This window comes from Cognatundibacterium crateris (genome assembly GCF_010078235.1).
GTDB classification, from domain to species: Bacteria; Pseudomonadota; Gammaproteobacteria; order Burkholderiales; family Burkholderiaceae_D; genus Undibacterium; species Undibacterium crateris.
Genome location: NZ_JAABOS010000008.1, coordinates 176,587 through 203,121, shown reverse-complemented (window position 1 = coordinate 203,121; position 26,535 = coordinate 176,587). Strand labels below are relative to the sequence as shown.

Sequence of the window (26,535 nt, the reverse complement as noted above, 5' to 3'; positions counted from 1 at the left end):
TTGCACTTGTCAAAGCAAATGAAAACGCTGAGTCTAAGTGATTGATTCTTCGGGAGTTTCTTTGTGCAAATTGTTTAGGCAAAATGAAAAATACCTTACAAATCAAGGACTTTGCATGCCCTTGCTATGCTTGTGCACATGCTTATCCACAGAAAAAGTGAATAAGCTGTGAGTATCTTTGCTTGAGCCCGCTAATATGCGCATTTGCTTATTTCTTAAGCGATGCCAATAAATTCATATAAATCAATGGGTTGTGTTGATGTTTGGCATTTTTTTCACAAACTTATTCACATAAAATGTGAAAAAGTAGCGGGTTTTCCACACCACTTCAGCCCGTACAAAACATGTCGTCGTGATTGGTCATTTGCTTAGTTCCTGATTAAAAATTGTGCATTTGGGAAATATTTAATTAAATCAGAGACTTATAAGGATATCGTCATCTTTTTCACATGGTTGTCCACAAAATTTGTGTGAAAAAGCCGATTTTTTTAAGAGAGTTGTTAATTTCTATCCCTGGCATGAAAAAAAACACCCTGTTTTGGGGTAAACAGGGATGCTGCTTAAAATTTAAGCGTAATGATAAAACAGATGTAAATCAAATACTTAAGACATTGTCACGGGCTTCTGCACAATCTTGTCCACAAATTATGTGCAGAAATTCCCGGAATGGCAGAAGTTACTAAATCTGCCTGAAAAGCAGGCAGAGTTTGCTTCTTTTTCTTGCTTTGCTTAAAAAATAAGCGGAATGGTAAAAATGATTAAAATCAATCGCTTAGACAGAATTTTCGGCATTGTGCACACACTTTTCCACAAAAAGTGTGCAGAAAAGCAGGGTTTTGTGGATGCGCTATTGCTGCTTATACGGGGTTTTGACGCTGCTTAAAACTTGAGCATGGTAATAATATTGTTTAAAATCATGGGCTTAGTGCGATTGTGTTATCTTGTCCACAGGCTTGCACACAAAATTTGTGTAAAACACGCACAGGTTTGCTGAGGCTCTGGCTATTTGTTTCTTAATAGCAATTATTCCGCGCCAGGCAGTTGCTGTCATTTATCTGTTCAGATTTCGTTCTGTATTGTATTTTTTGTAAATCCACAGTGGATATCGAGCTTAAAGAAAAAATGATGTGACAGGCAGGAAATTGGCAAATGGACTTGCCCGCCAGCACGCAACGCGCTACATTGCGGGCTTAGATTTCAGAACCTTCAAGGAGTCACTTTTGTTCGCTATTTTTCAAGCCGCTGGCTGGCCCATGTATTTGTTGCTTATTGCTTCTGTGATTGCGATGACACTCATCATAGAACGCACTTTCTCACTGCGCAGTAAAAAAATATTACCTCCTACTTTGTTGGATGAAGTAGTGCGTGTTTATCAGTCGGGCAAAATCACGCCGGAAGTCGTGACTCAGCTCGCAGGCAATTCACCTTTGGGTAAAGTACTGGCAGCCGGTTTGCGCAATGTGCACGCACCGCGCGACATCATGAAAGAGTCGATTGAAGAAGCCGGTAGCGGCGTGGCGCATGAACTCGAACGCTTCCTGACCACGCTGGGCACCATCGCATCGTTGGCGCCGCTGATGGGCTTGTTCGGTACTATCGTCGGTATGATAGAAATTTTCGGTTCGCAAACTGCGACGGGTGCCAATCCGGCTCAGCTCGCGCATGGTATTTCGGTGGCTTTGTATAACACGGGTTTTGGTTTGCTGATCGCCATGCCTACCCTGGTGGCTTATCGTCATTTCCGCGCTTTGGTAGATGGCTTAGTGGTGGAAATGGAACAACAGGCTGTGAAGTTTGTTGATGTCGTTCACAGCGCCAGGAAGTAATGATGAATTTCCGTAAAGGCAAGGGCAGGGAAGAGCCGGAAATCAACCTGATTCCTTTCATTGACGTATTGCTGGTCATCCTGATTTTTCTGATGGTCACCACGACTTACAGCCGCTTTACTGAATTGCAGATCACCTTACCGACTGCAGATGCAGAAAAAGCGCAGGATAAACCACAGCAAATCGAGATCGGTATCGATGCGCAGGGACGCTATAAGATCAACGAACAGCCTGTGTCCTTTCTGGATACAGCAACGCTGGCCGAGGATTTAAAACGTGCCTCAGCCGCGATTGCTGAAGCCAGGCCTGGTGCGGCAGTCGACCCGGTCGTGATTATCAATGCGGATCGTGCCGCGACGCATCAGTCTGTGATCGATGTGCTGGAAGCCGCGCGTATAGCGGGTTTGGCGAAAGTCACGTTTGCGGCGCAGACTGGCAGTCGCAGTAAATAAGCTTGTGGTTAAGGTCATTGCCAAAAGCGCTGCATCGTAAAATAGCAACGCACCCGGCTGCTTAGCCTGAATCGCTAAGCAGCCGGTAGCACAGCAAATAAAAAAGGGGAGTCAGTCGACTCCCCGAATTTTTTAATGGAGTAGAACATGCGTGCCTGGCTGGAAAAGCAAGTGATGGCTGCGTGGCAGCAGCGCGGCTGGCTGGCGTATCTGTGCTGGCCATTGGCGCAATTGTTTCGCGTGCTGATACAGTTCCGGATGGGTTTGTTTGTAATGGGTTACAAGCCGCAAACCCGTTTGACCATCCCGGTCATCGTAGTTGGGAATATTTTTGTCGGTGGTACCGGTAAAACGCCCTTGGTCATCTGGCTGGTACAGCAATTGCAGGCGGCTGGCCTGCATCCGGCCGTGGTGTCACGCGGTTATGGCGCCGCTGCGCAGCAAGTACTGGCGGTCGATGACAAGGCGCAGGCGGCACAAGTTGGTGACGAACCTCTGCTGATACGGCAACGTTGTGGCTGTCCAGTGATGGTAGGGCGCGACCGCGTCGCTGCGGCAAAGCAGCTATTGCTGAATCATCCTGAAGTCGATGTGCTGATCGCGGATGATGGGCTGCAGCATTACTATCTGGCGCGTGACCTGGAAATTGTGTTGTTTGATCAGCGCGGCGCTGGCAATGGCTGGCTGATGCCGGCTGGCCCTTTGCGCGAGCCGGTGTCCCGGCGTCGCGATTTCACCGTTCTGAATGCTGCGCCTGATGTGCAGAGTAGCACCGTGCCCGGCGTTCCAGCTGATGCGGTGCGTATGCAATTGATTACGCAACAGGCGTGGCAACTGAGCGCACCGGAACAGCGCCGCACGCTGGCTTCGTTTGCTGGTCAGCGTATGTGTGCGGCTGCCGGCATCGGGCATCCCGAGCGTTTTTTTCAGACGCTGACTGCTGCCGGATGTAGCTTCGAACGCTTGCCTTTAGCTGACCATCAGGTGTTTGATGCGGCGACTTTCCGCCAGACTCAGGCAGATTACGTGCTGATCACGGAAAAGGATGCAGTAAAATGTAGCCAAATTCCAGCGTTGCAAAACGATACCCGCATCTGGGTGGTGCCGGTTGAGGCGCAGCTCAGTGCCGGTTTTGCCGCTGACTTACTATCGATGATTTTGGAGAAAAAGCGTGGAAGCTCGCCTGCTTGATGTATTAATTTGCCCTGTATGCAAAGGTCCCCTGACCTATAAAAAAGAGAGTCAGGAACTGATCTGTTATGGCGATAAACTGGCTTTCCCGGTACGTGACGATATTCCCATCATGTGGGTAGAGGAAGCGCGCACACTCAGTGCCGAAGAAGTCGACGCACGCTGAGGACCGGCTGATGAGTTTTATTGCGATTATCCCGGCGCGTCTGGCGTCGACCCGCTTGCCGAACAAGCCCTTGGCGGATATAGGCGGCAAGCCGATGATAGTGCGGACTGCCGAACAGGCCTTGGCCTCCGGTGCCAGCCGCATTATGGTCGCTACCGATCATGCAGACATCGTCGCGGCCTGTGAGGCGCATCAGATCCCGGTTTGTATGACCCGTGCCGATCATCCGTCTGGCACAGATCGCATTGCCGAAGTCGCGGCCAGCATGGATTTGCCAGATGATGCAGTGATCGTCAATGTACAGGGCGATGAGCCCCTGATCGCCCCGGAACTGATCGCAGCCACTGCCGCGCTGGTGAATGCAGCGGTACCGATGGCAACGGCGGCGCATCCTCTGCATTTGCCGGAAGAAGTATTTAATCCGAATGTGGTGAAAGTCGTGCTCGATAAACAGGGCAAGGCCTTGTATTTTTCGCGTGCCACCATCCCATGGCATCGCGATGGCTTTGCGCAAGACCGCAGCCGGTTGCCTGAGGCTTATCAGCCACTGCGCCATATTGGTCTGTATGCGTATCGCAACGATTTTTTGCAGAATTATCCTAAGCTTGCGATCTCACCACTGGAACAAATTGAAGCGCTGGAACAATTACGCGTGCTGTGGCATGGCTATGCGATTGCGGTCCATGTGACGGCCAGCAGTCCAGCCGCTGGTGTGGATACGGCGGAGGATCTGGAACGGGTTCGCGCCTTTTTCCGGAAATAAGCAAATTACGCAAAAAAAGCACTAAGTTTGCGCTGTTTTCATGGCAAAGCATCAAGAGTGCTGCAAATTGTGGTAAGTTTCGTGAAAAGATACTGTGTTATTACTGGTAAAAGAAAAAAATGAACAGAATTCATTTCCTCAAGCAGAGTGAGATGCGTTCCAGGTAAAACATAGAGAAAACAAAAGTAATTCGCGGAGCAGCATGCTGCTCTGTCCTCAAAAATTTCAATAAACTCAAACTCGTCTAGGAAATACTATGCGTCTTATTTTGTTGGGTGCGCCAGGAGCCGGTAAAGGTACTCAGGCCAATTACATCAAAGAAAAATTCAATATTCCTCAAATTTCAACCGGCGATATGCTGCGTGCAGCGATTGCAGCAGGAACTGAAATGGGCCTGGCTGCCAAGAAAGTCATGGACGCCGGTGGTCTGGTATCTGATGACATCATCATTGGCCTGGTCAAAGACCGTCTGAAGCAGGCTGATTGCGCTAACGGCTATTTGTTTGATGGCTTTCCACGCACTATCCCTCAGGCTGACGCGATGAAAGAAGCGGGTGTCAGCATCGATTACGTACTGGAAATCGATGTACCGGATGAAGCGATTGTTGACCGCATGAGCGGTCGCCGTGTGCATACCGCGTCTGGCCGCACTTACCATGTGAAATTCAATCCGCCTAAAACCGAAGGTAAAGATGATGTGACAGGTGAAGACCTGGTGCAGCGTCCGGATGATGCCGAAGAAACCGTCAAAAAACGTCTGCAGGTCTACCATGATCAGACCGAAGTTTTGTTAGGCTACTACGGTAACTGGGCTAAAACTGGCGAGCCGGGCGCGCCTAAGTATCGCAAGATTGCAGGTGTAGGCGCAGTTGAAGCGATTCGTGACAGCGCATTTGCTGCGCTGAGCGAGTAATTCGCAGTGAATACATAAAAAAGCGGACTTTGGTCCGCTTTTTTTATGTCTGTTCACAGAGACGGGGGCTGGCTTTTCAGTCGCTTTTTTCTGTATTCGTGGCTGTTTTTAGTTACAATGTGCGTATATGACGTTTACGTAAACGTCAATGTTGAGGTGTCAGGCCGCGTAGCAACGCCGGATCTGGCGAACGGATTGATTCATAACGCAGAAAGAGACAACGATGCAAATTCAACATAACGTATTCATTATTACTGGCGGCGCTTCTGGTCTGGGTGCGGCAACCGCAAAAATGATCGTGGCGAACGGCGGTAAGGTCGTGTTAGCTGACGTACAGGTCGAAGCCGGTGAAAAACTGGCGGCCGAACTTGGCGGTCAATTCGTCAAATGTGATGTGACGTCAGAAGCGGATGGTCAGGCAGTCGTGGCTGCTGCCGTTGCAATGGGTACGCTGCGTGGCCTGATTAACTGCGCGGGTGTTGCTCCTGCGGTGAAAACGGTGGGCAAAGACGGCCCGCATCCGCTCGAGTTATTCCAGCGTGTGGTGAACATTAATCTGGTCGGCACCTTCAATATGTGTCGCCTGGCAGCGGATGCGATGGCTAAGACGGAAGCGGCTGAACACGGTGAGCGCGGCGTGATGATCAATACCGCGTCGGTCGCTGCGTTTGATGGCCAGATTGGTCAGGCTGCCTACGCGTCGTCTAAGGCTGCTGTTGCCGGTCTGACTTTGCCTATGGCACGTGATTTGTCGCGTAACGGTATCCGTGTCATGACTATCGCACCAGGCATTTTCGAAACACCGATGCTGCTGGGTATGCCTCAGGAAGTCCAGGATGCACTGGGCAAAATGGTGCCGTTTCCACCTCGCCTTGGTAAGCCGGATGAATACGCGCATCTGGCGAAAACTATCATCGAAAATGTGATGATGAATGGCGAAACCATACGTCTGGACGGCGCGATCCGCATGCAGCCTAAGTGAGTCGTTAAGGTGAAACGTTGTTTTGAAGGATGATTACTTAGATTCTGTTGTCATGCAGCATGACAACCAGCGGGTCTGACTAATACACTAGGGCAAACATAGTTTGCCCTTTTTTGTTTTTTCGTGAACGTCTTTCCCTCTGGTTGCTTGTGGTGCGGGGGAGTGTTGCTATCAGAACCAAGAGATCATCATGCGCAATACAGCAACAACGGGATTGATATTAACTGGCGGTGGTGCGCGTGCAGCGTATCAGGTCGGTGTGCTGGATGCCATGCACAGCATCCTGCAGGATGCTGGCTGGCCGGCTCGCACCAATCCGTTTGGCATCATTTGCGGCACTTCTGCCGGTGCCATCAACGCCACCGCGCTGGCTTGTCGCGCCGATGATTTTGCCGCGTCTTTGTCTGCTGTGCTGCATACCTGGGAAAACTTTGAAGCGGCGCAGGTGTATAGGGCTGATTCATTAGGCGTGATACGCAGCGGCGCGCGCTGGCTGTCGCTGTGGTCGTTTGGCTGGTTACTGAATAAATGGAGAAAGTCGCCGCCTAATTCCTTGCTCGACAATTCACCCTTAGAAGATTTACTAAACCGTATGCTGGATTTGCCAAGGCTGGATGCGGCTTTGCAGAGCGGTGCGCTGCAGGCGTTAGCAGTCACGGCATCTTCGTATACCGCCGGTCAGCATCTGACGTTTTACCAGACTTTGCAAAATATCGAACCCTGGGTACGCAGTCAGCGCCTGGCACAGCGCGATTTTATTTCAGTTGTCCATTTGATGGCCTCATCTGCGATTCCATTTGTGTTTCCTGCGATTCCACTGAACTGGGGCGGGCGGCTGGAATATTGCGGTGATGGTTCCATGCGCCAGTTAGCGCCGATTTCTCCGGCCATCCATCTGGGGGCCAGTAAGGTGATGATTATCGGTGCCGGGCGCCTGGCCGAACCACCTGCCACCCAGCTGGAAAGTCCGTGTTACCCCAGCCTGGCACAGATAGCTGGCCATGCTTTATCCAGTATCTTTCTCGATAGTCTGGCGGTCGATATCGAGCGGGTTGAGCGCATCAACAAAACCCTGTCCATGTTGCCGCCTGAATTGCTGGAAAAAACTCCCTTGCGCCCGGTACGGACCCTGGTGATCGCGCCATCAGAACGGCTGGATGAAATTGCCAGCCGGCATATTTCCAGCCTGCCTTTGCCTGTCAGAACTATGCTGGGTGGAATAGGTGCGACCGAAGTGCGCGGTTCAGCGCTGGCGTCTTACCTGTTGTTTGAATCCAGTTACACGCGTGAGCTGATCGCTCTGGGGCGTAGCGATACCAATGCGCGCAAACAGGATGTGCTGGATTTTTTTGCCTGAAACAGGGCCTGTGCGTCGGTGCTGACATTTCTTCAGGCAGAAACAGGTAGATTCCCCTATACTTCGCGCGCTGACATCAACCTTGCTGAACTATGAAATATTTTTCTTACTTTCGTCGCCTGCTGCTGCTTTGTGTACTGAGTTTGTGTGCTGGCCTGGCCGCAGCCAAGGAGTTGCCGGGTGTGGTTTTGGTGCAGGATTTACCGAGAGAGGCGCAGTCTGTACTGCTGTTGATTAAGCAGGGTGGCCCTTTTCCGTATGCCAAGGATGGCGTGGTATTCGGCAACTATGAGGGCATATTGCCCAGACAAAAGCGTGGTTACTACCATGAATACACAGTGAAGACGCCGGGCGCCAGAAATCGTGGAGCGCGTCGTATCGTGTCTGGTGGTGAGCCAGCCAGCTCGGGTGAATACTATTACACCGACGATCACTACCAAAGTTTTCGCCGTATCAAAGAATAATCAGAATCAAAACAGGACCCAGTATGAATATGCCTTCCCCAGTCAGCCTGTCATTGAGCGCTTTACCGCTTGCATCTGTTTTGCCTTTACAGGACAGTAAGGCTACGCACTGGCAGCAACAGGCCGCCAGCCATGACCAGCTGTATTTTCATGTTGACCTGGCGCATGCTGCTTCTAAAAAAGCAGTATTGAGAGCGATAGGTCAGGCCCTGCATTTTCCTTCGCATTACGGCGCAAACTTTGATGCACTCGCAGATAGTCTGAGCGAACTGGACGCTGGTCAGGCAACAGGCATCGTGTTGGTCTTGGAAAATCTGCCTGTGCTGGCTGATTTCGATGCAGCGGCGGCTGATATTTTGTTGGAAATTCTGCAGGACGCAGCGGAAGATTGGGGGCAAAGAAAAGTTGCTTTTAGGGTATTTTATTCCTGATTGAGCACTGAAAAAATCACCGTTTTCCAGCAGTTGCTCATGCCTGCTGGCATTTTTACTTGGGGCAAAGTGCCTGTCAGCGTTACAATGCGCCCATGAAAAAGATCGTTATCCTTATTTCCGGCCGTGGCAGTAACATGCAGGCGATTGTTGAAACCTGTATCGCCCAGCAATGGCCTGCGCAGATTGCTGCTGTGATCAGCAATAAAGCAGATGCCGCTGGTCTGGCCTTTGCCGCTTCCCATGGTATACCGACGGCAGTCGTCGTCAGTAAAGAGTTCAGCAGCAGAGATGCATTCGACGCTGCCTTACAGCAAAAGATCGATGAATTTGAACCTGATCTGGTCGTGCTGGCTGGTTTTATGCGTATCCTGACTCCGGCCTTCGTTGCGCACTATGCGCGGCGTATGCTGAATATACATCCATCCCTGCTGCCTAGTTTTGTGGGCTTACATACGCATCAGCAGGCATTGGACGCGGGTGTGAAATTGCATGGCGCTACCGTGCATTTTGTGACTGCAGAACTCGATCATGGTCCCATTGTTGCGCAGGCAGCGGTGGAAGTATTGAATAACGACTCAGAAGACAGCCTGTCGCAGCGTGTGCTCAGGCAGGAACACATCATTTATCCACGTGCAGTACGCCAGTTCATCGAGGGGAAAATCTCGGTATCTGGCCATCATGTCACCATCGCTGACGCTTAAGTCGCCTGAAACCGGCGGTACCAGTCAGCAGCGTGTACATGAGTCCTCATGTGACACAGACCATTCTGGTCAGAACAGAAATTGAGAAGGAAGCAGTATGAGATTACCTCCAGCCATCATCGGCCATACCGAAGAAGTATTACGTGAGATTTTGCGTTTCACTGGCCCTGCAGATGGCACTTTATCCCGTTATTTCCGCGAACATCCAAGGCTGGGTGGGCGTGAGCGCGGCGTGATCGCAGAAGCGATTTACGGCTTGTTGCGTAATAAATCCGTCTACACCAGCTTTGCTGAATCCGGCACAGGCCCGGCTATGCGCCGTCTGACCCTGCTGGGCCTGGCAGATGCAGTCGGACTGGAGTCGCTGGGTGGTCTGAGTGAAGAAGAAACCGCATGGCTGGACCGTGTGATGCAAATAGACCGCAGCCACTTGCCACTCAGTATGAAGTCCAATCTGCCATCCTGGTTATGGGAGAAATTATCGGCATGTTACGGTGAAGAGCAGGCGCTGGCGCTGGCAGAAGCGCTGAATACTCCGGCTCCGCTGGATTTGCGCGTCAACTCCATTAAAGGCAATCGTGAAACTGTCGTGGCACAGCTTGCGGAAGCCCCTATCATTGCCGAGCCTACGCCTTATTCGGCGACAGGTTTGCGCGTCAAGAAAAAACCTTCGCTGCAAAATCTGCCTTTGTTCAAAGACGGCACGATAGAAGTGCAGGATGAAGGCAGTCAGTTGCTGGCACAGTTAGTCGGTGCTCGCCGCGGCGAAATGGTGGCAGATTTCTGTGCCGGAGCCGGTGGCAAGACGCTGGCGCTGGGTGCGATCATGCGCAATACCGGACGCTTATACGCGTTCGATATTTCAGAGAAGCGTCTGGCAAAACTGAAGCCACGCCTGGCCCGCAGCGGTTTGTCGAATGTGCATCCGGTCGTGATCGCGCATGAGAAAGACGCTAAAATCAAGCGCCTGGCGGCCAAGCTGGACCGTGTGCTGGTGGATGCTCCTTGTAGTGGTCTGGGTACTCTGCGTCGCAATCCCGATGTGAAATGGCGTCAGACTGCAGAGGGCGTGGCTGAACTGAATGTGAAGCAGGCTTCCATCCTCGCCAGTGCGGCAAGAATGGTGAAGCCAGGCGGTCGTCTGGTGTATGCGACTTGCAGTATTCTCGATGAAGAGAATGAGGGTATTGTGCAGGCCTTCCTGGCGCAACATCCTGATTTCACGCTGCTTCCGGCATCAGCTGTGCTGGCTGAACAAAAGGTGGAGCTGGAAATGGGTGATTACCTGAAGCTCTATCCTCATCTGCATCAGACTGATGGCTTCTTCGCGGCCATCATGGAACGCAAAAAAGTCTAAACCCTGAAATCTCCCGGCACAACAAATGCCGGGTTTTTTTCTTTATCCTTCCGAAAAAATGAGTACTCCAGTGTTAACCAGCTTGTTGGCCGATCTGGCTGATGATTTCAGAGAGCCCCAATTCCTTTGGCAGGTCGCGACAGTTGCGGTGTGTTTTGCACTGGCCTGGCTCAGTTCGCGCTACCTGAAGCGCCTGTTTGCCGGCGGTGATGCCAGTTCGGGCATGGTGCATATTGGTGTTCAGAGTTTTTCCCGGGTGCTGATGCCCTTACTGACCGTGATTTTCCTTGCCATCGCGAAGGAGGCGCTGGCGCGTTGGCAGCATACCAACTTGCTGACCCTGCTGTTTCCTATCATGGGTTCACTCGCGTTGATAAGATTGGCGTTTTATATTTTACGTAAGACCTTTGTGCGTGAAGGGCGTATAGGCAGCTTTCTGGCTGCATTTGAAAAGTTGTTTGCCGGATTGGTGTGGCTGGGCGTGGTGCTGCATTACACCGGTTTGTGGCCGGATCTGATTGATACGCTGGACAGTGTGGTATTGCCGGTCGGCAAAAACAAAATCTCCCTGCTGAGTATTATCCAGGCCACGATTTCTGTCATTTTCACCATGGTGATTGCCTTGTGGGCCAGTGCCGCGCTGGAAGCAAGGCTGATGGCGTTACCCAATGCCCATTCGTCGTTCAAAGTGGTGATGTCAAGAGTAGGGCGTGCCTTGCTGATCTTGCTGGCCATCCTGATCAGCCTGACGCTGGTGGGCATCGATCTGACTGTGTTATCGGTGTTTGGCGGCGCGCTTGGTGTGGGGCTGGGCTTTGGCTTGCAAAAAATTGCAAGTAGCTATGTATCCGGTTTTATCATCCTGATCGACCGCAGTATGTCGATTGGCGACATGATTTCGGTGGATAAATTTAACGGTAAAGTCACGCAGATCAACACCCGCTACACCGTATTGCAGGGGCTGGATGGCGCTGAATCGGTGATCCCGAATGAAATGCTGGTATCGACACCGGTACAGAATTACTCGCTGACCAATTCCAGTGTGGCGATGTGGACGGATCTGACCGTGGCTTATGACACAGATCTGGATAGCTTGCTGCCTTTGCTGGCAGAGGCAGCCAGAGTAACCGAGCGGGTCTGTCAGGAGCCAGGGCCGTCTGCTTATCTGATGCGCTTTGGCGCCGATGGTCTGGAGTTGCGGGTAGGATTCTGGATTGCCGATCCGGAAAATGGACGTTCGAATGTTTTGTCTGCGGTGAACCGTGCGATCTGGACGGTCATCCGTGAGCAGGGCGCTAACTTGCCATTTCCACAACGCGTTATTACGCTGGCGCAAAGTCCTGCAGAGTTAGTGCGGGAACTGGGCGCAAAATCCTGAGATGCATTGGTGCAATTCCTCTAAAACGCGTACAATTCGTGCGCACTAAAAATATATTTTGACGGCTGTTGCTTTTCAACATAAGCTGAGTAACACACAATAACACCGGAGTAATTGTCATTTTGAGTACATTTATTGAATCTCTAGTCGACTTCCTGTCCAATGGACTGACCCGCGCGAGCGGCTGGGAAGTGTTTATCTATACGATGGTGGTGACTCACATCACGATCGCCAGTGTGACGATATTCCTGCATCGTTGCCAGGCGCACCGCGCATTGGAATTGCATGCGATACCTAGCCATTTCTTCCGTTTCTGGTTGTGGATGACAACGGGCCAGGTGACTAAGGAGTGGGCAGCTGTGCATCGTAAGCACCACGCCAAATGTGAAACTGAAGAAGATCCGCATAGCCCGCAAACTCGTGGCATTAAGAAAGTGTTGCTGGAAGGTGCGGAGCTGTATCGTACTGAATCCAAAAATCAGGAAACTCTGCAAAAGTATGGCCATGGTACGCCGGATGACTGGATGGAGCACAATGTCTACACCCGTTTCAGCTGGCAGGGTCTGGCGTTGATGCTGATCATTAACTTCTGTCTGTTCGGCGTGATCGGTATCACCGTATGGGCAGTACAAATGATGTGGATTCCTATCACAGCAGCGGGCATTATCAATGGTATCGGCCACTACTGGGGTTATCGTAACTACGATTGCGTTGACGCATCTACCAATATTTTCCCTCTCGGCATCCTGATCGGTGGTGAAGAGTTGCATAACAATCACCATACTTTCGGTACGTCTGCCAAGTTGTCGTCTAAATGGTATGAGTTCGATATCGGCTGGTTGTATATCCGCACGCTGGAAACCCTGGGTCTGGCTAAGGTGAAGAAGGTTGCACCGGAACCGAAGTTCGTCGCCCAAAAAGCAGCGGTGGATATGGAAACGCTGCAGGCGGTGATCACTAACCGTTATGACGTGATGGCGAAATACGCTAAAACTTTGCGCCGTACCTGGCGTGACGAGGTGGCTTCCTTGCGTGAGAAAGCGCAGTTTGAAGCAGCGCGTCTGAAGGCAACTAAAGTACTGCTGCAACGTGAGCCTAGCAAGCTGGTCAGTGAGCAACAACAGGCTTTGTCTGAAGTGCTGGCGCATAGCAACGTTCTTAAGACCATGCATGATATGCGCGTAGAACTGGGCCTGATCTGGGAGCGTTCTACAGTCAGCCGTGAACAATTGGTACATCAGTTGCAGGATTGGTGTACCCGTGCTGAAGCGTCCGGCATCAAGACTTTGCAAGAATTCTCCTTGCGTTTGCGTACCTACGCATAAGTCTGGAACTTATTCGCATCAAAGAACGGCGCTCAGCGCCGTTTTTTTTCGTCATCCGAGACGGCTGGAGTTGCCAGCAGATACAAGTGTGGCAGCTTCAGGTTCATGACAAAGGGTACCGGCCTGTGGTGCTGAGATCAAGCGGCTCACGCATGAAGCCACACTGCACGGGCCCTAGCTACGACCAATGCTACATTTCATCAAAGCTACTCTGCAAAAAGAAAAAGCCCTGCAGGGCAGGGCTTTTTCGACGTTACAAGCGAAGCAAAAATTACTTGATTTTTGTTTCTTTGTAGATAACGTGCTTACGTGCTTTAGGATCAAACTTCATGATCTCCATTTTTTCAGGCATAGTGCGCTTGTTTTTGGAGGTTGTGTAGAAGTGACCAGTGCCGGCAGTGGATTCCAGCTTGATTTTGTCGCGACCAGATTTAGCCATGATATTTTCCTAACAATAGTTTAGCTTAAACTTTTTCGCCGCGAGCGCGCAGGTCAGCCAAAACGGCATCGATGCCGACTTTGTCAATGACGCGCAGACCAGCGTTAGACAAACGCAGAGAAACCCAACGGTTTTCTGATTCTACGAAAAAGCGACGGTTTTGCAGGTTAGGCAAAAAGCGACGTTTAGTTTTGTTGTTAGCGTGGGAAACGTTGTTGCCAACCATTGGCCCCTTCCCAGTCACTTGGCAGACACGTGCCATGATTAACTCCTTAATAGTTTCCGAAATTGGAAAAAATGAGAGTGTATACAAAAAATCGTGGAATATCAACGACTTGTGAAAAACAATTGTGTCTTTTTAGTTTTTTAAATTTAACAATCTAAGAATTCACAGTAAATTCACAGTAAACCGTGCTCTGCAAACGAGTAAACATGCGGGTTTGCTACGATAAAGTGGTCTAACACGCGGATATCAATTAACTGTAGTGCCTGTTGCAATTTACTGGTCAGTTGCCGGTCTGCACTACTGGGTTCGCAAGAGCCTGAAGGATGGTTGTGTGCCAGTATCACCGCTGCGGCATTATGTTTGAGTGCAGATTTCAGTACTTCCCTGGGATAGACGCTGGCTTGATCCAGGGTGCCGCGAAATAATTCCTCGCTGCTGATCAGACGGTTCTTGACATCCAAAAATAAAACGGCAAAGGATTCATACGCGCGCCCCCCCAACATTAACTGCAGATATTGTCTGACGGCCTTGGGCGAATGCATTACGTCGGCCTGCCTGACTTCTTCGCAAATGGCTCTTTTCGCGAGTTCGAGTACAGCTTGTAATTGCGCGTATTTTGCCGCCCCTAAACCATGGATGCGCGAGAATTCATCGATGCCGGCGCCAAACAGCTTGGATAAAGAGCCAAAATCTTGCAGCATCTCTCTGCCCAGATCTACCGCACTCTTACCCTTCACGCCGGTACGCAGAAAGACGGCAAGCAGTTCTGCATCAGACAAAGCGCTGGCGCCCGACTTAATCAGGCGTTCTCTGGGCCTGTCATCTTCAGGCCAGTCATGAATTGCCATTAGCTGGGCTCCTGCTTGTGTTTGAGAAAAACTTGTATCGCTGAAAGCTGGCTTACAATAGCGGCTTATTAGTGAAAGCCTGAAATCATGACGAATCCAGACCTACCTTTAGTCCTTCCCGACTCCTACCTGACCTTGCATTACCGTCTTGCCAGCCTCGATGGTGAAAATATTATCAGTACATTTGAAGAAAGTCCCGCGACTTTGCAGATGGGTTTGGGGCAACTTGCCCCGGAGTTAGAAAAAGCCTTACTGGGCTTGCCTGAGGGCTCACATACTACGCGTGAGTTGTTACCTGAACAGGCGTTTGGTCCGCGTAACCCTGAGCTGATACAGCGAGTTTCTGAAGCAACTTTGCGAGAGAATTCTGCGTTTGGTGAACAGTATGTTGTGGGTGATCTGGTCGAGTTCGCTGCACCTTCGGGTGGGCGGTTTGCCGGCATACTGAAAGCCAAGGATGAACACGGCTATATTTTTGATTTTAACCATCCGCTGGCAGGACAAACCCTGCTGTTTGAAACCCGTATCATAGGAATTTTGTAAGATGGATAAAGAAATTTTACTGGCGCAACCGCGTGGTTTCTGTGCGGGGGTGGATCGTGCGATTGAAATTGTAGAGCGCGCTTTAAAGCAGTTTGGCGCACCTATCTACGTCAGGCATGAAATTGTGCATAACGCTTTTGTTGTGAATGATTTGCGTCAAAAAGGCGCTATTTTCATTGAAAATCTGGAAGATGTGCCAGCCGGAAATACCTTAATTTTCTCAGCACATGGCGTTTCGCAGGCGGTACGCAAGGAGGCTGAGCAACGTGGCGTGACGGTGTTTGATGCTACCTGCCCATTGGTCACCAAAGTACATATGGAAGTCATCAAAATGCGTAAGGAAGGCCGCGAAATCATCATGATAGGCCATGATGGCCACCCGGAAGTTGAAGGCACGATGGGGCAGACCGAAGGCGGTATGTATCTGGTTGAAACGGTGGCTGATGTGGCCACCTTGCAAGTTGCTAATCCCGGGTTGCTGGCTTATGTATCGCAAACCACTTTATCCGTGGATGATACGGCTGACATTATCGAGGCACTTAAACAACGTTTCCCTGAGATTAGTGAGCCTAAGAAAGGTGATATCTGTTATGCCACGACGAATCGTCAGCAAGCGGTCAAGTTTATGGCACCTCAGGTTGAGCTGGTGATTGTGGTCGGTAGTCCGAACAGCTCCAACTCTAATCGTTTGCGCGAAGTGGCTGAGAAAATCGGTGCAGCCGCTTACATGGTCGACAATGCGGGTCAGATACAGCCCGCCTGGCTGGAAAATGTGCAGCGTATTGGCGTCACCGCGGGAGCTTCAGCGCCTGAGGTACTGGTGCAGGAAGTGATTGCTCGCCTGAAAGAATTGGGGGCCAGCAGTGTGCGTGCGCTGGAAGGAGTGGAAGAAAACGTTACTTTCCCTATGCCAAAAGGTTTAAGCATTGTGCAAGAAGCCTGAGTCAGCCTGTAAGCATAGAAATTTGTAATCTGTTTTGATAAAAATCTGTTTTGTTCTGGTTTTCGATATTTTATTCAGCGAATTCGTGTTTAAGATGAGCCGGCAAATCAATTTGACTGTTTGTGAAATTGATAAAGGTGTATGCTTAAATGCCGGGTCTGTGGAAAATACGTAGGTAGGGGTGGTTTTTATACCACTGTCTTGAGAAGTTGCCTATGTATAATCGCGCCCACTTCATTGGCGTATATAAGAAGTCGAAATATTAGAAAAGCTTTTACCAAAAGTTGCAGAGGAGAGTTTTATCATGTGCATTACACGCAATATTGTTACTCCTGATATGAAGACACGCCTTTCCGGATAACGGAGTTGAAAGCGGCACACCGTATGACGGGTGCCGTTTTTTTGTTATCGGGAATGATTTTTCTGACTCGCTTGTTATCCTTTACCGGATGCAGACATCGGGCTCGGTTGAAATTTAGATTCGTTCATAGAAAGAGATACCAATATGGATACCTTTATCCAACAAATGATTAACGGGCTGGTTCTGGGAAGTATGTATGCCCTGGTCGCGCTTGGTTACACCATGGTGTACGGCGTATTAAATCTGATTAACTTTGCGCACGGCGATGTATTAATGGTCGGCGCAATGGCAGGACTCAGTATCATCAAGCTATTGCAGGTCGTTGCACCTGAAATGCATGGCATCCTGATGTTGCTGATCGCTATCATCGGAGCAATTCCGGTTTGTATTCTTGTTAACATACTGATAGAGCGGGTCGCTTATCGCCGTTTGCGTAATGCGCCGCGGCTGGCTCCGCTGATTACTGCGATTGGTGTATCTATTTTGGTACAGACATTTGCAATGATGATCTGGGGTCGCAGCCCGATTCCTTTCCCTTCTGTGATGCCTACGATACCGGTACAAATCGGTGGCGCTGTCATTTCGCAGACGCAAATTCTGTTGCTGATACTGGCTACGCTGGCTATGGTTGGCCTGGTGCTGCTGGTTGAAAAAACCAAAATGGGACGCGCCATGCGTGCAACGGCAGAAAATCCACGTGTTGCCGGTCTGATGGGTGTTAATTCCAACTATGTGATCGTGGCCACATTTGCCATCGGCGCTGCACTGGCAGCGATTGCAGGTGTGATGTGGGCCGCGAATTACTCTTCCGCACAGTTTGCGATGGGCTTTGTACCTGGTCTGAAGGCGTTTTCTGCTGCGGTATTAGGCGGTATCGGCAATATCTATGGCGCGATGGTGGGTGGCATTATCCTGGGTCTGATCGAGAGTCTGGGTGCGGGTTATATCGGTGATCTGACCGGTGGTGTACTGGGTAGTCATTACCAGGATATCTTCGCATTCGTCGTATTGATTATTGTGCTGACATTACGTCCATCCGGCATCATGGGTGAACGCGTCGCTGATCGCGCTTAAGGAGAAGATCAATGTCAACTATTTTTGATACAAAAGCCAATCCGAAAAAAGCCTATACCAGTTTCGCCATCATGGGCCTGGTGCTGGTGCTGTTCCCGTTTGTCGCAGCTAACTTTGGTAACTCCTGGGTCCGGATTATCGACTTCGCCTTGCTCTACATTATGCTGGCGCTGGGTCTGAATATCGTGGTGGGCTTTGCCGGCTTGCTGGATCTTGGTTACATCGCGTTCTATGCTGTCGGTGCTTATCTGGCAGCGATTTTCGGATCACCGCAGTTTGCTGTGATACTTGAATCCTTTGTAGAGAACTACCCGGCACTTGGTAATGCTCTGGTTACTTTGTTTGGACCGGAAATTGCTCAAAAAGGCATACATCTGTCGGTCTGGATCATTATCCCGTTCGCTGCTTTGATTGCTGGTTTGTTTGGTGCTTTACTGGGCGCGCCGACTCTGAAGTTACGGGGTGACTATCTGGCGATCGTGACGCTGGGTTTTGGTGAAATTATCCGTATTTTCATGAATAACATGAATTCACCGATCAACTTCACTAATGGTCCGCAAGGGATCAACATGGTGGACCCGGTCAGCATTATGGGTGTCTCATTGCAAGGTGAGGCGGGTGTGGTGAGCTTCCTTGGCTTCAGTATGCCATCTGTGAATGCGTATTACTTCCTGTTCCTGACCCTGTGCATCATTATCGTGATCATTTCTTTGCGCTTGCAAAACTCCCGTTTGGGACGCGCATGGGTGGCGATACGTGAAGACGAGATTGCTGCTAAAGCGATGGGTATCAATACACGCAATGTCAAGCTGCTGGCTTTCTCCATGGGTGCTTCGTTTGGTGGTATTTCCGGCGCGATGTTTGGCTCTTTCCAGGGCTTCGTTTCCCCGGAATCCTTCTCGCTGATGGAATCGATCGTGATTCTGGCGATGGTGGTGCTGGGTGGTATCGGACATATTCCTGGCGTGATCCTGGGTGCAGTATTGCTGGCAGCTTTACCTGAAGTGCTGCGTCACGTGGTTGAACCAATACAGAATATGCTGTTCGGTAAAATCTGGATAGAAGCAGAAGTGTTACGTCAGTTGTTGTACGGTCTGACGATGGTGGTTGTCATGCTGAATCGCCCGGCCGGTTTGTGGCCAGCACCTAAGCATGAAGACAAGATTGGTAAAACCAATGACGCCACAGCGTAAGGACAAATGTGATGACTGAACAGACTATCTTAAAAATTGAAGGCGCTAACAAGCGCTTCGGCGGGCTGCAAGCCTTATCCAACGTCGGTATTCATATCAAAAAAGGCCAGATTTATGGCCTGATTGGACCGAATGGCGCGGGTAAAACAACTTTCTTTAACGTGATCACTGGTTTATACCAGCCTGATACCGGTAGTTTTGAACTGGATGGCAAGCCGTATTCCCCTTCTGCACCACATGAAGTGGCAAAAGCAGGTATTGCACGTACATTTCAGAATATCCGCTTATTTGGCGAAATGACCGCTCTGGAAAACGTTATGGTGGGGCGTCATGTGCGTACGCATCAAGGCGTGTTTGGCGCAGTTTTTCACCATGCTGCTGCACGTAAGGAAGAAGCTGAAATTCGCCAGCGTGCCCAGGAATTGCTGGACTTCGTAGGTATCGGTCAGTTTGCCGACCGCACCTCTAAATTCCTGTCCTACGGCGATCAGCGTCGTCTGGAAATCGCACGTGCACTGGCGACCGATCCTAAACTGCTGGCATTGGACGAGCCTGCAGCCGGTATGAATGCAACTGAAAAACTGGCTTTGCGTGAGCTGTTGGTCAAGATTAAGGCCGAAGGTAAAACGATCCTGCTGATTGAACACGATGTCAAACTGATGATGGGCTTGTGTGATCGTCTGACTGTACTCGATTACGGCAAACCTATTGCAGAAGGTGTTCCTGCAGATATTCAGAAAAATCCGGCTGTGATCGAAGCCTATTTGGGAGGTGGCCACTAATGGTTGAAAATGTATTGAAAGTCCAGCAGCTCAAGGTGGCTTATGGCGGAATTAAAGCAGTCAAGGGCATCGATCTGGAAGTCAATAAGGGTGAGCTGATCACCTTGATTGGAGCCAATGGTGCGGGTAAAACGACAACCCTGAAGGCTATTACTGGCACCTTGCCTAGCTGCAAGGTTGAGGGAGAAATCCTGTACATGGGGGCTTCTATCCGCAGTAAGAACTCCTTTGAACTGGTCACCGAACACCTGGCAATGGTACCTGAAGGCCGCGGTGTGTTCACCCGTATGACCATCCATGAAAATCTGATGATGGGTGCTTATACCCGCAATGATAATGGCGGTATCGCGGCGGATATTGATAAATGGTATTCCGTGTTCCCGCGTCTGAAGGAGCGTTCTGCACAGCTGGCCGGTACTTTGTCGGGCGGTGAACAGCAGATGCTGGCGATGGCGCGCGCACTGATGAGTCATCCCAAGCTGTTGTTACTGGATGAGCCGTCTATGGGTTTGTCACCTATCATGGTCGAGAAAATCTTTGAAGTGATTCGTAATGTTTCGGCACAAGGCGTGACTATCCTGCTGGTTGAGCAAAATGCAAAGCTGGCTTTGCAAGCTGCACATCGTGGCTATGTGATGGATTCCGGTTTGATTACCATGAGTGGAAATGCCAAAGATATGCTGGATGATCCTAAGGTTCAGGCAGCCTATCTGGGTGAAGGTTAAATCCCTGCACGCTTAGAAAGAAAAAAACCCGCTTACTTAAGCGGGTTTTTTTTGCCAGAAACCGGAAAATTTATTTTTTTGCGCTTAACTTGGCAGGGGCAGCTTTCTCGCCAGCTTGTACCAGTTGCGTTACAACTGTGTTCAGATTGGCTTCTAATGCTTCTATGGTTTGTTTGCCAGTTTTGTTGATCTGCTCCAGACTTGCGTGAGAGTTGTTGATGGCAGATTTGATTGCAGCAACAATGTGCTCGGTTCCGGCTGGCGCATCTTTGGTCACTTCTTCCAGCAAAGTAACAACTTTACGTTTGTTCTCATTCAGTTGTACTTCAGTTGCACGGGATAGCTCTGCCTGAGTTGTCGATGCAATATTTCCCAAATGGCGGCTGTAAGCCAGAAATTTTTCTGCATTTGGCTGCAATTGTGCGCTGCTGAGCTGGATGAATTCCTGCGCGTCTTTTGCAGACAATAACTGGCGGGTCGTCGCTGTAGCTTCTTCCAGTGTACTTTTTACCGCATTCAAATTCAGTTCGGCCAGTTTTTCAACGCTTTCCAGTGTTTTTGCACTGATAGAGGAGAATAATGCGAATTGTGCATCCAGATTGGCTTTTGTTGCCACTGAGAATTGTTCAGGTACTGAAAACATAGGAAACTCCTTGAAAAGGGTCGTGCATGATGAAATCAGAGGGGATATTGCAAAGGACCTACACAAATTGTGCGTTGCAATAAATTGATTATAATGAAATATTCTTGTTTGGCAACTCAAACATAAACAGTGGCTAAGGAAAGTTGTCGCTATGGCTACAGAATGCGTTGCTCAGCTGATTGTGATCCGGCATTGTGACTGGGCGATGAAAGAGGGGAGTGTGTTACACTTTTTGTTAGTGTTTCTTTCTGGAATTTCCATTCATGAATTCAAATACACCTGTTCATCCTGTTAAACCTGTTACATCAGTCACAAACAGCATCAAAACCCGCAGGGATTTCAAGCGCTTCTATACACTGACAACCCGCTGGATGGATAATGATGTTTATGGGCATGTGAATAATGTCACCTACTACAGTTGGTTCGATACCGCAGTCAATCAGTATCTGATCAGTGAGCAGGTGCTGGATGCAGAACATGGCCAGGTAATTGGTCTGGTCATTGAAACCCAATGCAATTACTTTGCACCCGTTGCGTTTCCGGATGAGGTGACAGTGGGATTTGTGGTCAGCCGGCTGGGTAACACCAGCGTTCGTTATGAGTTGGGCATCTTCCGCAACGATGAGCAAGTCGCTTCTGCACAAGGGCATTTTATTCATGTCTACGTAGACAGAAATAGCCGGCGCCCCGTCCCGCTTCCCGGCGAGCTGAGGTCTGTATTAACTTTTATTCTGAGTGACTCTGATGACGCCAACTGAATTGCAGCAAGCTGTAGACCAGCTCATCACTGAACGCCATTCTGTACGTGCTTTTTTGCCTGATCCTGTTTCTGCCGAGTTATTGCAGGATTTGTTCAGGGTTGCGGCACGCGCACCTTCCGGAACCAATACTCAACCTTGGAAAGTCTATGTGCTGACCGGGGAAAAGAAAAAACAGCTATCACAGAAAATCTTGCAAGCGCACGATCACCCGGATCCTGCCGCACCGCATACTGAGGAATATCACTATTACCCTTTGCAATGGACCAGCCCGTATCTTGAGCGTCGCCGCAAAGTGGGCTGGGATTTATATGCTCTGCTGGGCTTGGGGCGTGACAACAAAGCAGGTATGCATGCCCAGCATGGGCGCAATTACACATTTTTTGATGCGCCAGTTGGTTTGATGTTCACCATTGACCGGATCATGGAGCAGGGCTCCTGGCTGGACTATGGCATGTTTTTGCAAAATCTGATGCTGGCTGCGAAAGCGCGTGGTCTGGATACCTGTCCGCAAGCCGCTTTTACCCAATATCACCGTATTATCGGCGAACATCTTTCCTTGCCGGATAGCGAAATGTTGGTGTGCGGCATGTCTTTAGGCTATGCCGATATGAGTAAGCCTGAAAACTCTTTACATACTGAGCGTGAGCCAGTTTCTGGATTTGTTCATTTTCTTGAATAGTTGGCTAGTGTAAAATTGAGTAAGATAAAACTTCAATTGAATTCGCTAAGTCTTTAATTCTCTTGCGATTTTTTTGAGATTTGCTACACTGCATTAAATTTTTTGGCATATTTTATTTAGGAGTTGTAGATAGTGAAATTTGCCCGTAAAGCAATTATTCTAAGCCTTGCTGCGATTCTTCCCGCAGTTTCCCTGTCTGTGCAGGCGATAGAATCCAAACATCGTCATGCAAAAAAACAGGTAGTGCATAAAAAGTCTGCCAAGATCGCCGCCAATTCAAAAGTGGTGAAGCGTTATGTGGTCGTGAACGGCAAACGCAAGCTGGTGACTGAGCATGTGGCTCTCGCCCCTGTCGTTGCAGAAAAACCCAGCGTAGGTGATACCGCAGGCTTGAAGCACGCTGATCCTTTGTCGCTGCAGTCTAATGTGGCGTTTGTGGTGGATCAGACCAGCTCTAAAGTGCTGTTCGAAAAAAATTCGGATGTGTCTTTACCGATCGCGTCTATCACCAAACTGATGACCAGCCTGGTCGTGGTTGAGGCGCATCAGGATTTGAATGAGCAAATCGAAGTCACCACAGAAGACATCGACAAGGAAAAAGGTACCGGTTCACGTTTAAAAATCGGCGCTAAGCTCACACGTGCTGATATGTTGCACATCGCTTTAATGAGCTCGGAAAACCGTGCCGCTTCTGCGCTGGGTCGCAGTTATCCGGGTGGCTTATCTGCATTCGTGGCAGCTATGAATGCCAAAGCCAGACAATTGGGTATGAGTGACACCCATTATGTGGATTCCAGTGGTTTGTCCAGCCAGAACCGCGCCAGCGCGCGTGATCTGGTCAAGCTGGTCAACGCCGCGTATCAGCATCCTGTGATTCGTGAATACTCGACTGATTCAAAATATGTGGTCAATCCGGGCGGGCGTCCGCTGGAATACGGCACCTCGAATAAACTGGTGGCGAATCCGGCCTGGGAAATCGGTTTGCAGAAAACTGGCTATATTGCAGAAGCCGGTCGTTGTCTGGTGATGCAGGCGATGATAGAAGGGCGCGCGATTGTGATGGTGTTCCTGGATTCTAAAGGGAAATATTCACGTCTGGCAGATGCCGGTCGCATCAAAAAATGGCTGGAATCGAATAAGCCACAAGCCTGACGGTATTATTCACATGCTGCTTAAGAAAGCCGGTTTGCGTTGCGCAACCGGCTTTTTATTTGCTTAGTGCTAACCCAGATTTACTCCGGAAATATGCTCGCCCACAACTGCTGACTGGAATCGACTTCCCGGCTGATTTTATCCAGTGCTACTCTTGCCCGGTCTTCACCCTGCAGCCGGATATTGTGCTGCAGTTTGCGCAAGCTGCGATACGCCGATGCACTGCGTTGCGCCAGTTCAGTTGGAATCAGGCCCAGTTCACCACAACGTTTCAGTAAGGCGATATTGCCGCTGTTTGCACTCAGTTCAGGATACTGATGTGCATGACGCAGTACCAGATACTGCACCATGAATTCCAGGTCTATCATGCCGCCCGCATCGTGTTTCAGATCGAACAGTTCGCTGCGATTGGGGTGGGCATCGCGCATTTTTTTGCGCATTTGCAGCACTTCCTGACGTAAGCTGGCTTCATCTCTGGCTTGGCATAAGACTTGATGACGGATCGCTTCAAATTGCTGACCTATGCGCGCATCACCCGCGCAGTAGCGCGCGCGCGTGAGCGCCTGGTGCTCCCATAGCCAGGCAGATTTTTCCTGATATCGGGCGAAAGACTGTATCGATGAAACCAGTAAACCACTGGCGCCATCCGGTCGTAAAGCGATGTCGATATCAAACAAAATACCTGCCGGCGTATGGCTGGTCATCCAGGTAATGAAGCGTTGTGCCAGTTTGGCGTAATTGGCTGGCGCATCCTGTTCATCATCGTCATACAAAAAGATCAGATCCAGATCTGAGGCATAGCCCAGTTCCTTGCCGCCCAGTTTGCCGTAGGCGATGACTGCAAACTGCGGCGTTTCACGATGGCGAGTCGCAATCGTCTGCCAGACAGCCGTTATCGTTGCCGCCACCATCAGATCTGCCAGTTGGGACAGGTCATCGGCCAGATGTTCAACCGTGACTTGTCCTTCCAGATCCTGGGCCAGCAAACGGAATTGCATGGCGTGATGCATCTCGCGCAAAGTCTCCAGCTGCCTTTCCGTATCATCGCGATGTGCGAGTAATTCTTTTTCCAGCTCTTGCGAAAATAGTGCCCAGTCGGGGCGTGCCTGCAAGGCTGATTCATCCAGCAATTCGTCAAGTAACAGTGGATGGCGGGTCAGGAATTTGGCGGCCCAATCACTGGCATCCATCATGCGGATAACGCGGGCCAGTGCATCCGGGTATTCGGTCAGCAGCGACAGGTAGGCTGAACGGCGTGCGATTGCCTCCATCAAGTCGAGAAAACGGTGCCAGCAACTGAGTTGATTTTGAGCCTGGGTACCGATCAGGCGCATGGCCTGGTTAAATAAGGCCAGCAACTTCTGGCGACTGGCTTCGCTGAGTGTCTGTATCCGGCCTGAATGCCAGTGTGCATTCAGACGGCGTGCAGCTTCCTTTGCATCATGGAAGCCTGCCTCGCTGAACTGCGAAATCAGTAAATCTTCATCTTCACTGCTGTTCAGGTTAGCGATCAGCTGCGCTTCACCGGCTTCCGCTGCATCATCTGCTTTATCTTTGAAAATGGTATCAAACTGCGTTGCGACAAACTGCCGGTGGACTTGCAGCTCATCCAGTAATGGCGCTACTTGTGGGTAGCCCATCATGTTGGCGATGCGCAGCTGGTCTTCTTCTTTTGCGGGGAAGGTATGGGTTTGCGCATCATCCAGATATTGCAGTCTATGCTCCAGGTTTCTCAGGAACACATAAGATTGCTGCAACTGCGTGACGATGTCGGCATCCAGAATATTTTTTTCACTCAAAATAGTCAGGGTTTTGCGGGTAGAGCGGTCACGCAGGCTGGCATCGCGCCCGCCACGTATCAGTTGAAACACCTGTGCCAGAAACTCTACTTCGCGTATGCCGCCACGACCCAGTTTGACGTTATTGCTGCGCTCAGGATGGCGCGTCTCCTGACGCACAACCTCGGCGCGGATTTGCGCATGCATAGAGCGCAGCGAATCAATCGCACCGAAATCGAGGTAGCGCCGGTACACAAAAGGACGGATGATTTTTTCCAGTTGCAGCAAGTCCTCAGGCTGACCACTCATGGCTCTGGCTTTAACCCAGGCATAGCGTTCCCATTCACGTCCTTGTACCATGAAATATTCTTCCAGCATGCCGAAGCTGGCGACCAGCGGGCCGGAATTGCCATTGGGGCGCAAGGCCATATCGACCCGGAAACTGTAACCGTCTTCCGTCACCTCGGAAATCGCTGCGATCAGTTTTTTGCCTAAGCGGCTGAAGTATTCATGGTTAGACAGGCTGCGCTGCGCAGCCTCATTGCAGCGTGTTTCGCCATCTTCGGCATAGCAGAAAATCAGATCGATATCCGATGACACATTGAGTTCATAGCCACCCAGCTTGCCCATGCCCAGCACAATCAGCGACTGTTCGGCACCACTTTCTTCGCCGATTGGTTTGCCATACAGCGCCTGCATTTCGAGATCGAGCGCAGCCAAATGTTGTGCCACCACAAAGTCAGCGAATTCGCTGATGGTAGTGACTACCTCATGCATATCGGCCTTACCGTTCAAATCGCGTGTGATCAGCGTGGCGAGCACAAGGTTGCGCAAACGTCGCATTGCCTTGTTTAAACTGGCGCCAGTTGAAATTTCTTTTTGTAAAATCTGCGCAAAATCCGCTTTGCTAAAGGATAATCTGCTTATTTCCTGCAGCTGTGCGCTCCGTTCTGGCGCTCCCTGTAACCAGCGTTGTAAAAAACGGGACAGTTCTGCGGCGGCGGTTGGGAGGTTTTCCGTATGGCTCATAGAGGAAACTGGATGGGTTGTCGATCAGCGGTATTGCTGGTGGGTGATGT

The 26,535-nt window shown here is 50.2% G+C and carries 28 protein-coding genes; 23 read left to right on the top strand and 5 right to left on the bottom strand.

Annotated elements, in window-relative coordinates:
- Window positions 1–1,220 precede the first annotated feature (1,220 nt).
- From EYB48_RS15390 to EYB48_RS15325, 14 genes are all read left to right on the top strand, one after another.
- The gene (locus tag EYB48_RS15390) at window positions 1,221–1,826 is read left to right on the top strand and encodes a MotA/TolQ/ExbB proton channel family protein (RefSeq protein ID WP_162021256.1); all 606 of its coding nucleotides are present in this window, start codon (window positions 1,221–1,223) and stop codon (window positions 1,824–1,826) included.
- Between the two features lie 2 nt (window positions 1,827–1,828).
- Entirely contained in the window at window positions 1,829–2,278 is a 450-nt protein-coding gene (locus EYB48_RS15385; RefSeq protein WP_162021287.1) for an ExbD/TolR family protein, read from the top strand.
- 147 nt (window positions 2,279–2,425) lie between these two features.
- A complete protein-coding gene (gene lpxK, locus EYB48_RS15380; RefSeq protein WP_162021255.1) occupies window positions 2,426–3,469 on the top strand; it encodes a tetraacyldisaccharide 4'-kinase in 1,044 nt (347 codons plus the stop codon).
- Window positions 3,450–3,635 (top strand): Trm112 family protein, encoded by a 186-nt coding sequence (locus EYB48_RS15375; protein ID WP_162021254.1) that lies wholly within the window; start codon window positions 3,450–3,452, stop codon window positions 3,633–3,635. Before lpxK ends, EYB48_RS15375 begins: the two co-directional genes overlap by 20 nt.
- A gap of 10 nt (window positions 3,636–3,645) precedes the next feature.
- A complete protein-coding gene (gene kdsB / locus EYB48_RS15370; protein ID WP_162021253.1) occupies window positions 3,646–4,398 on the top strand; it encodes a 3-deoxy-manno-octulosonate cytidylyltransferase in 753 nt (250 codons plus the stop codon).
- A 256-nt stretch (window positions 4,399–4,654) separates the two neighbouring features.
- Entirely contained in the window at window positions 4,655–5,311 is a 657-nt protein-coding gene (gene adk, locus EYB48_RS15365) for an adenylate kinase (RefSeq protein WP_162021252.1), read from the top strand.
- A 223-nt stretch (window positions 5,312–5,534) separates the two neighbouring features.
- Complete coding sequence (locus EYB48_RS15360) at window positions 5,535–6,293, top strand: 3-hydroxyacyl-CoA dehydrogenase (protein WP_162021251.1); 759 nt, start codon at window positions 5,535–5,537, stop codon at window positions 6,291–6,293.
- A 190-nt stretch (window positions 6,294–6,483) separates the two neighbouring features.
- The gene (locus tag EYB48_RS15355; RefSeq protein WP_162021250.1) at window positions 6,484–7,650 is read left to right on the top strand and encodes a patatin-like phospholipase family protein; all 1,167 of its coding nucleotides are present in this window, start codon (window positions 6,484–6,486) and stop codon (window positions 7,648–7,650) included.
- Window positions 7,651–7,742: 92 nt separating this feature from the next.
- The gene (locus tag EYB48_RS15350; RefSeq protein WP_162021249.1) at window positions 7,743–8,114 is read left to right on the top strand and encodes a guanyl-specific ribonuclease; all 372 of its coding nucleotides are present in this window, start codon (window positions 7,743–7,745) and stop codon (window positions 8,112–8,114) included.
- A gap of 23 nt (window positions 8,115–8,137) precedes the next feature.
- Window positions 8,138–8,545: a barstar family protein gene (locus EYB48_RS15345; RefSeq protein WP_162021248.1), complete on the top strand. Its 408-nt coding sequence runs from the start codon at window positions 8,138–8,140 to the stop codon at window positions 8,543–8,545.
- A 95-nt stretch (window positions 8,546–8,640) separates the two neighbouring features.
- The gene (gene purN / locus EYB48_RS15340) at window positions 8,641–9,249 is read left to right on the top strand and encodes a phosphoribosylglycinamide formyltransferase (RefSeq protein WP_162021247.1); all 609 of its coding nucleotides are present in this window, start codon (window positions 8,641–8,643) and stop codon (window positions 9,247–9,249) included.
- A 97-nt stretch (window positions 9,250–9,346) separates the two neighbouring features.
- Complete coding sequence (locus tag EYB48_RS15335; RefSeq protein ID WP_162021246.1) at window positions 9,347–10,606, top strand: RsmB/NOP family class I SAM-dependent RNA methyltransferase; 1,260 nt, start codon at window positions 9,347–9,349, stop codon at window positions 10,604–10,606.
- Between the two features lie 58 nt (window positions 10,607–10,664).
- A complete protein-coding gene (locus EYB48_RS15330; protein WP_162021245.1) occupies window positions 10,665–11,984 on the top strand; it encodes a mechanosensitive ion channel family protein in 1,320 nt (439 codons plus the stop codon).
- Between the two features lie 122 nt (window positions 11,985–12,106).
- Window positions 12,107–13,309, top strand: coding sequence for a DesA family fatty acid desaturase (locus EYB48_RS15325; protein WP_162021244.1), 1,203 nt, complete (start codon window positions 12,107–12,109; stop codon window positions 13,307–13,309).
- A 271-nt stretch (window positions 13,310–13,580) separates the two neighbouring features.
- Here the strand turns inward: EYB48_RS15325 and rpmG are convergent, their stop codons facing one another.
- From rpmG to radC, 3 genes are all read right to left on the bottom strand, one after another.
- Entirely contained in the window at window positions 13,581–13,748 is a 168-nt protein-coding gene (gene rpmG, locus EYB48_RS15320) for a 50S ribosomal protein L33 (RefSeq protein ID WP_110257750.1), read from the bottom strand.
- A gap of 25 nt (window positions 13,749–13,773) precedes the next feature.
- A complete protein-coding gene (rpmB, locus tag EYB48_RS15315; RefSeq protein ID WP_162021243.1) occupies window positions 13,774–14,010 on the bottom strand; it encodes a 50S ribosomal protein L28 in 237 nt (78 codons plus the stop codon).
- Window positions 14,011–14,147: 137 nt separating this feature from the next.
- Window positions 14,148–14,822: a RadC family protein gene (gene radC, locus EYB48_RS15310; RefSeq protein ID WP_162021242.1), complete on the bottom strand. Its 675-nt coding sequence runs from the start codon at window positions 14,820–14,822 to the stop codon at window positions 14,148–14,150.
- Between the two features lie 87 nt (window positions 14,823–14,909).
- Between radC and EYB48_RS15305 the strand changes: the two genes are divergently transcribed.
- From EYB48_RS15305 to EYB48_RS15280, 6 genes are all read left to right on the top strand, one after another.
- The gene (locus EYB48_RS15305; protein WP_162021241.1) at window positions 14,910–15,365 is read left to right on the top strand and encodes an FKBP-type peptidyl-prolyl cis-trans isomerase; all 456 of its coding nucleotides are present in this window, start codon (window positions 14,910–14,912) and stop codon (window positions 15,363–15,365) included.
- Between the two features lies 1 nt (window position 15,366).
- Window positions 15,367–16,308 carry a 4-hydroxy-3-methylbut-2-enyl diphosphate reductase gene (gene ispH, locus EYB48_RS15300; RefSeq protein WP_162021240.1) on the top strand — a complete coding sequence of 314 codons (942 nt, stop codon included), beginning with the start codon at window positions 15,367–15,369 and terminating at the stop codon, window positions 16,306–16,308.
- Between the two features lie 505 nt (window positions 16,309–16,813).
- Window positions 16,814–17,743: a branched-chain amino acid ABC transporter permease gene (locus EYB48_RS15295; protein WP_162021239.1), complete on the top strand. Its 930-nt coding sequence runs from the start codon at window positions 16,814–16,816 to the stop codon at window positions 17,741–17,743.
- Between the two features lie 11 nt (window positions 17,744–17,754).
- Entirely contained in the window at window positions 17,755–18,936 is a 1,182-nt protein-coding gene (locus tag EYB48_RS15290) for an ABC transporter permease subunit (RefSeq protein ID WP_162021238.1), read from the top strand.
- Between the two features lie 11 nt (window positions 18,937–18,947).
- Window positions 18,948–19,718 (top strand): ABC transporter ATP-binding protein, encoded by a 771-nt coding sequence (locus EYB48_RS15285; protein ID WP_162021237.1) that lies wholly within the window; start codon window positions 18,948–18,950, stop codon window positions 19,716–19,718.
- A complete protein-coding gene (locus EYB48_RS15280) occupies window positions 19,718–20,443 on the top strand; it encodes an ABC transporter ATP-binding protein (RefSeq protein ID WP_162021236.1) in 726 nt (241 codons plus the stop codon). The genes EYB48_RS15285 and EYB48_RS15280 overlap by 1 nt, the downstream gene beginning before the upstream one ends.
- Before the next feature lie 70 nt (window positions 20,444–20,513).
- Here EYB48_RS15280 and EYB48_RS15275 read toward each other — a convergent pair whose 3' ends face one another.
- On the bottom strand, window positions 20,514–21,086 hold the full coding sequence (locus EYB48_RS15275; protein WP_162021235.1) for a phasin family protein: 573 nt from the start codon (window positions 21,084–21,086) through the stop codon (window positions 20,514–20,516).
- A gap of 263 nt (window positions 21,087–21,349) precedes the next feature.
- On the opposite strand from EYB48_RS15275, the gene EYB48_RS15270 reads away from it, so the two are divergent.
- The 3 genes from EYB48_RS15270 to pbpG all read left to right on the top strand — a co-directional run bounded on the left by EYB48_RS15270 (window position 21,350) and on the right by pbpG (window position 23,678).
- A complete protein-coding gene (locus tag EYB48_RS15270; RefSeq protein WP_162021234.1) occupies window positions 21,350–21,844 on the top strand; it encodes an acyl-CoA thioesterase in 495 nt (164 codons plus the stop codon).
- Window positions 21,831–22,526: a nitroreductase gene (locus tag EYB48_RS15265; protein ID WP_162021233.1), complete on the top strand. Its 696-nt coding sequence runs from the start codon at window positions 21,831–21,833 to the stop codon at window positions 22,524–22,526. The genes EYB48_RS15270 and EYB48_RS15265 overlap by 14 nt, the downstream gene beginning before the upstream one ends.
- A 129-nt stretch (window positions 22,527–22,655) precedes the next feature.
- Entirely contained in the window at window positions 22,656–23,678 is a 1,023-nt protein-coding gene (pbpG, locus tag EYB48_RS15260) for a D-alanyl-D-alanine endopeptidase (protein WP_408058320.1), read from the top strand.
- A gap of 80 nt (window positions 23,679–23,758) precedes the next feature.
- On the opposite strand, the gene glnE is transcribed toward pbpG, so the two are convergent.
- Complete coding sequence (gene glnE / locus EYB48_RS15255) at window positions 23,759–26,485, bottom strand: bifunctional [glutamate--ammonia ligase]-adenylyl-L-tyrosine phosphorylase/[glutamate--ammonia-ligase] adenylyltransferase (RefSeq protein WP_162021232.1); 2,727 nt, start codon at window positions 26,483–26,485, stop codon at window positions 23,759–23,761.
- Window positions 26,486–26,535: the final 50 nt, after the last annotated feature.

Coding starts and splice junctions, on each gene's coding strand:
- EYB48_RS15385 (WP_162021287.1), top strand. CDS start 1,829: ATGAATTTCCGTAAAGGCAAGGGCAGGGAAGAGCCGGAAATCAACCTG.
- lpxK (WP_162021255.1), top strand. CDS start 2,426: ATGCGTGCCTGGCTGGAAAAGCAAGTGATGGCTGCGTGGCAGCAGCGC.
- kdsB (WP_162021253.1), top strand. CDS start 3,646: ATGAGTTTTATTGCGATTATCCCGGCGCGTCTGGCGTCGACCCGCTTG.
- adk (WP_162021252.1), top strand. CDS start 4,655: ATGCGTCTTATTTTGTTGGGTGCGCCAGGAGCCGGTAAAGGTACTCAG.
- EYB48_RS15360 (WP_162021251.1), top strand. CDS start 5,535: ATGCAAATTCAACATAACGTATTCATTATTACTGGCGGCGCTTCTGGT.
- EYB48_RS15355 (WP_162021250.1), top strand. CDS start 6,484: ATGCGCAATACAGCAACAACGGGATTGATATTAACTGGCGGTGGTGCG.
- EYB48_RS15350 (WP_162021249.1), top strand. CDS start 7,743: ATGAAATATTTTTCTTACTTTCGTCGCCTGCTGCTGCTTTGTGTACTG.
- EYB48_RS15345 (WP_162021248.1), top strand. CDS start 8,138: ATGAATATGCCTTCCCCAGTCAGCCTGTCATTGAGCGCTTTACCGCTT.
- purN (WP_162021247.1), top strand. CDS start 8,641: ATGAAAAAGATCGTTATCCTTATTTCCGGCCGTGGCAGTAACATGCAG.
- EYB48_RS15335 (WP_162021246.1), top strand. CDS start 9,347: ATGAGATTACCTCCAGCCATCATCGGCCATACCGAAGAAGTATTACGT.
- EYB48_RS15330 (WP_162021245.1), top strand. CDS start 10,665: ATGAGTACTCCAGTGTTAACCAGCTTGTTGGCCGATCTGGCTGATGAT.
- rpmG (WP_110257750.1), bottom strand. CDS start 13,748: ATGGCTAAATCTGGTCGCGACAAAATCAAGCTGGAATCCACTGCCGGC.
- rpmB (WP_162021243.1), bottom strand. CDS start 14,010: ATGGCACGTGTCTGCCAAGTGACTGGGAAGGGGCCAATGGTTGGCAAC.
- radC (WP_162021242.1), bottom strand. CDS start 14,822: ATGGCAATTCATGACTGGCCTGAAGATGACAGGCCCAGAGAACGCCTG.
- EYB48_RS15305 (WP_162021241.1), top strand. CDS start 14,910: ATGACGAATCCAGACCTACCTTTAGTCCTTCCCGACTCCTACCTGACC.
- ispH (WP_162021240.1), top strand. CDS start 15,367: ATGGATAAAGAAATTTTACTGGCGCAACCGCGTGGTTTCTGTGCGGGG.
- EYB48_RS15295 (WP_162021239.1), top strand. CDS start 16,814: ATGGATACCTTTATCCAACAAATGATTAACGGGCTGGTTCTGGGAAGT.
- EYB48_RS15290 (WP_162021238.1), top strand. CDS start 17,755: ATGTCAACTATTTTTGATACAAAAGCCAATCCGAAAAAAGCCTATACC.
- EYB48_RS15285 (WP_162021237.1), top strand. CDS start 18,948: ATGACTGAACAGACTATCTTAAAAATTGAAGGCGCTAACAAGCGCTTC.
- EYB48_RS15280 (WP_162021236.1), top strand. CDS start 19,718: ATGGTTGAAAATGTATTGAAAGTCCAGCAGCTCAAGGTGGCTTATGGC.
- EYB48_RS15275 (WP_162021235.1), bottom strand. CDS start 21,086: ATGTTTTCAGTACCTGAACAATTCTCAGTGGCAACAAAAGCCAATCTG.
- EYB48_RS15270 (WP_162021234.1), top strand. CDS start 21,350: ATGAATTCAAATACACCTGTTCATCCTGTTAAACCTGTTACATCAGTC.
- EYB48_RS15265 (WP_162021233.1), top strand. CDS start 21,831: ATGACGCCAACTGAATTGCAGCAAGCTGTAGACCAGCTCATCACTGAA.
- glnE (WP_162021232.1), bottom strand. CDS start 26,485: ATGAGCCATACGGAAAACCTCCCAACCGCCGCCGCAGAACTGTCCCGT.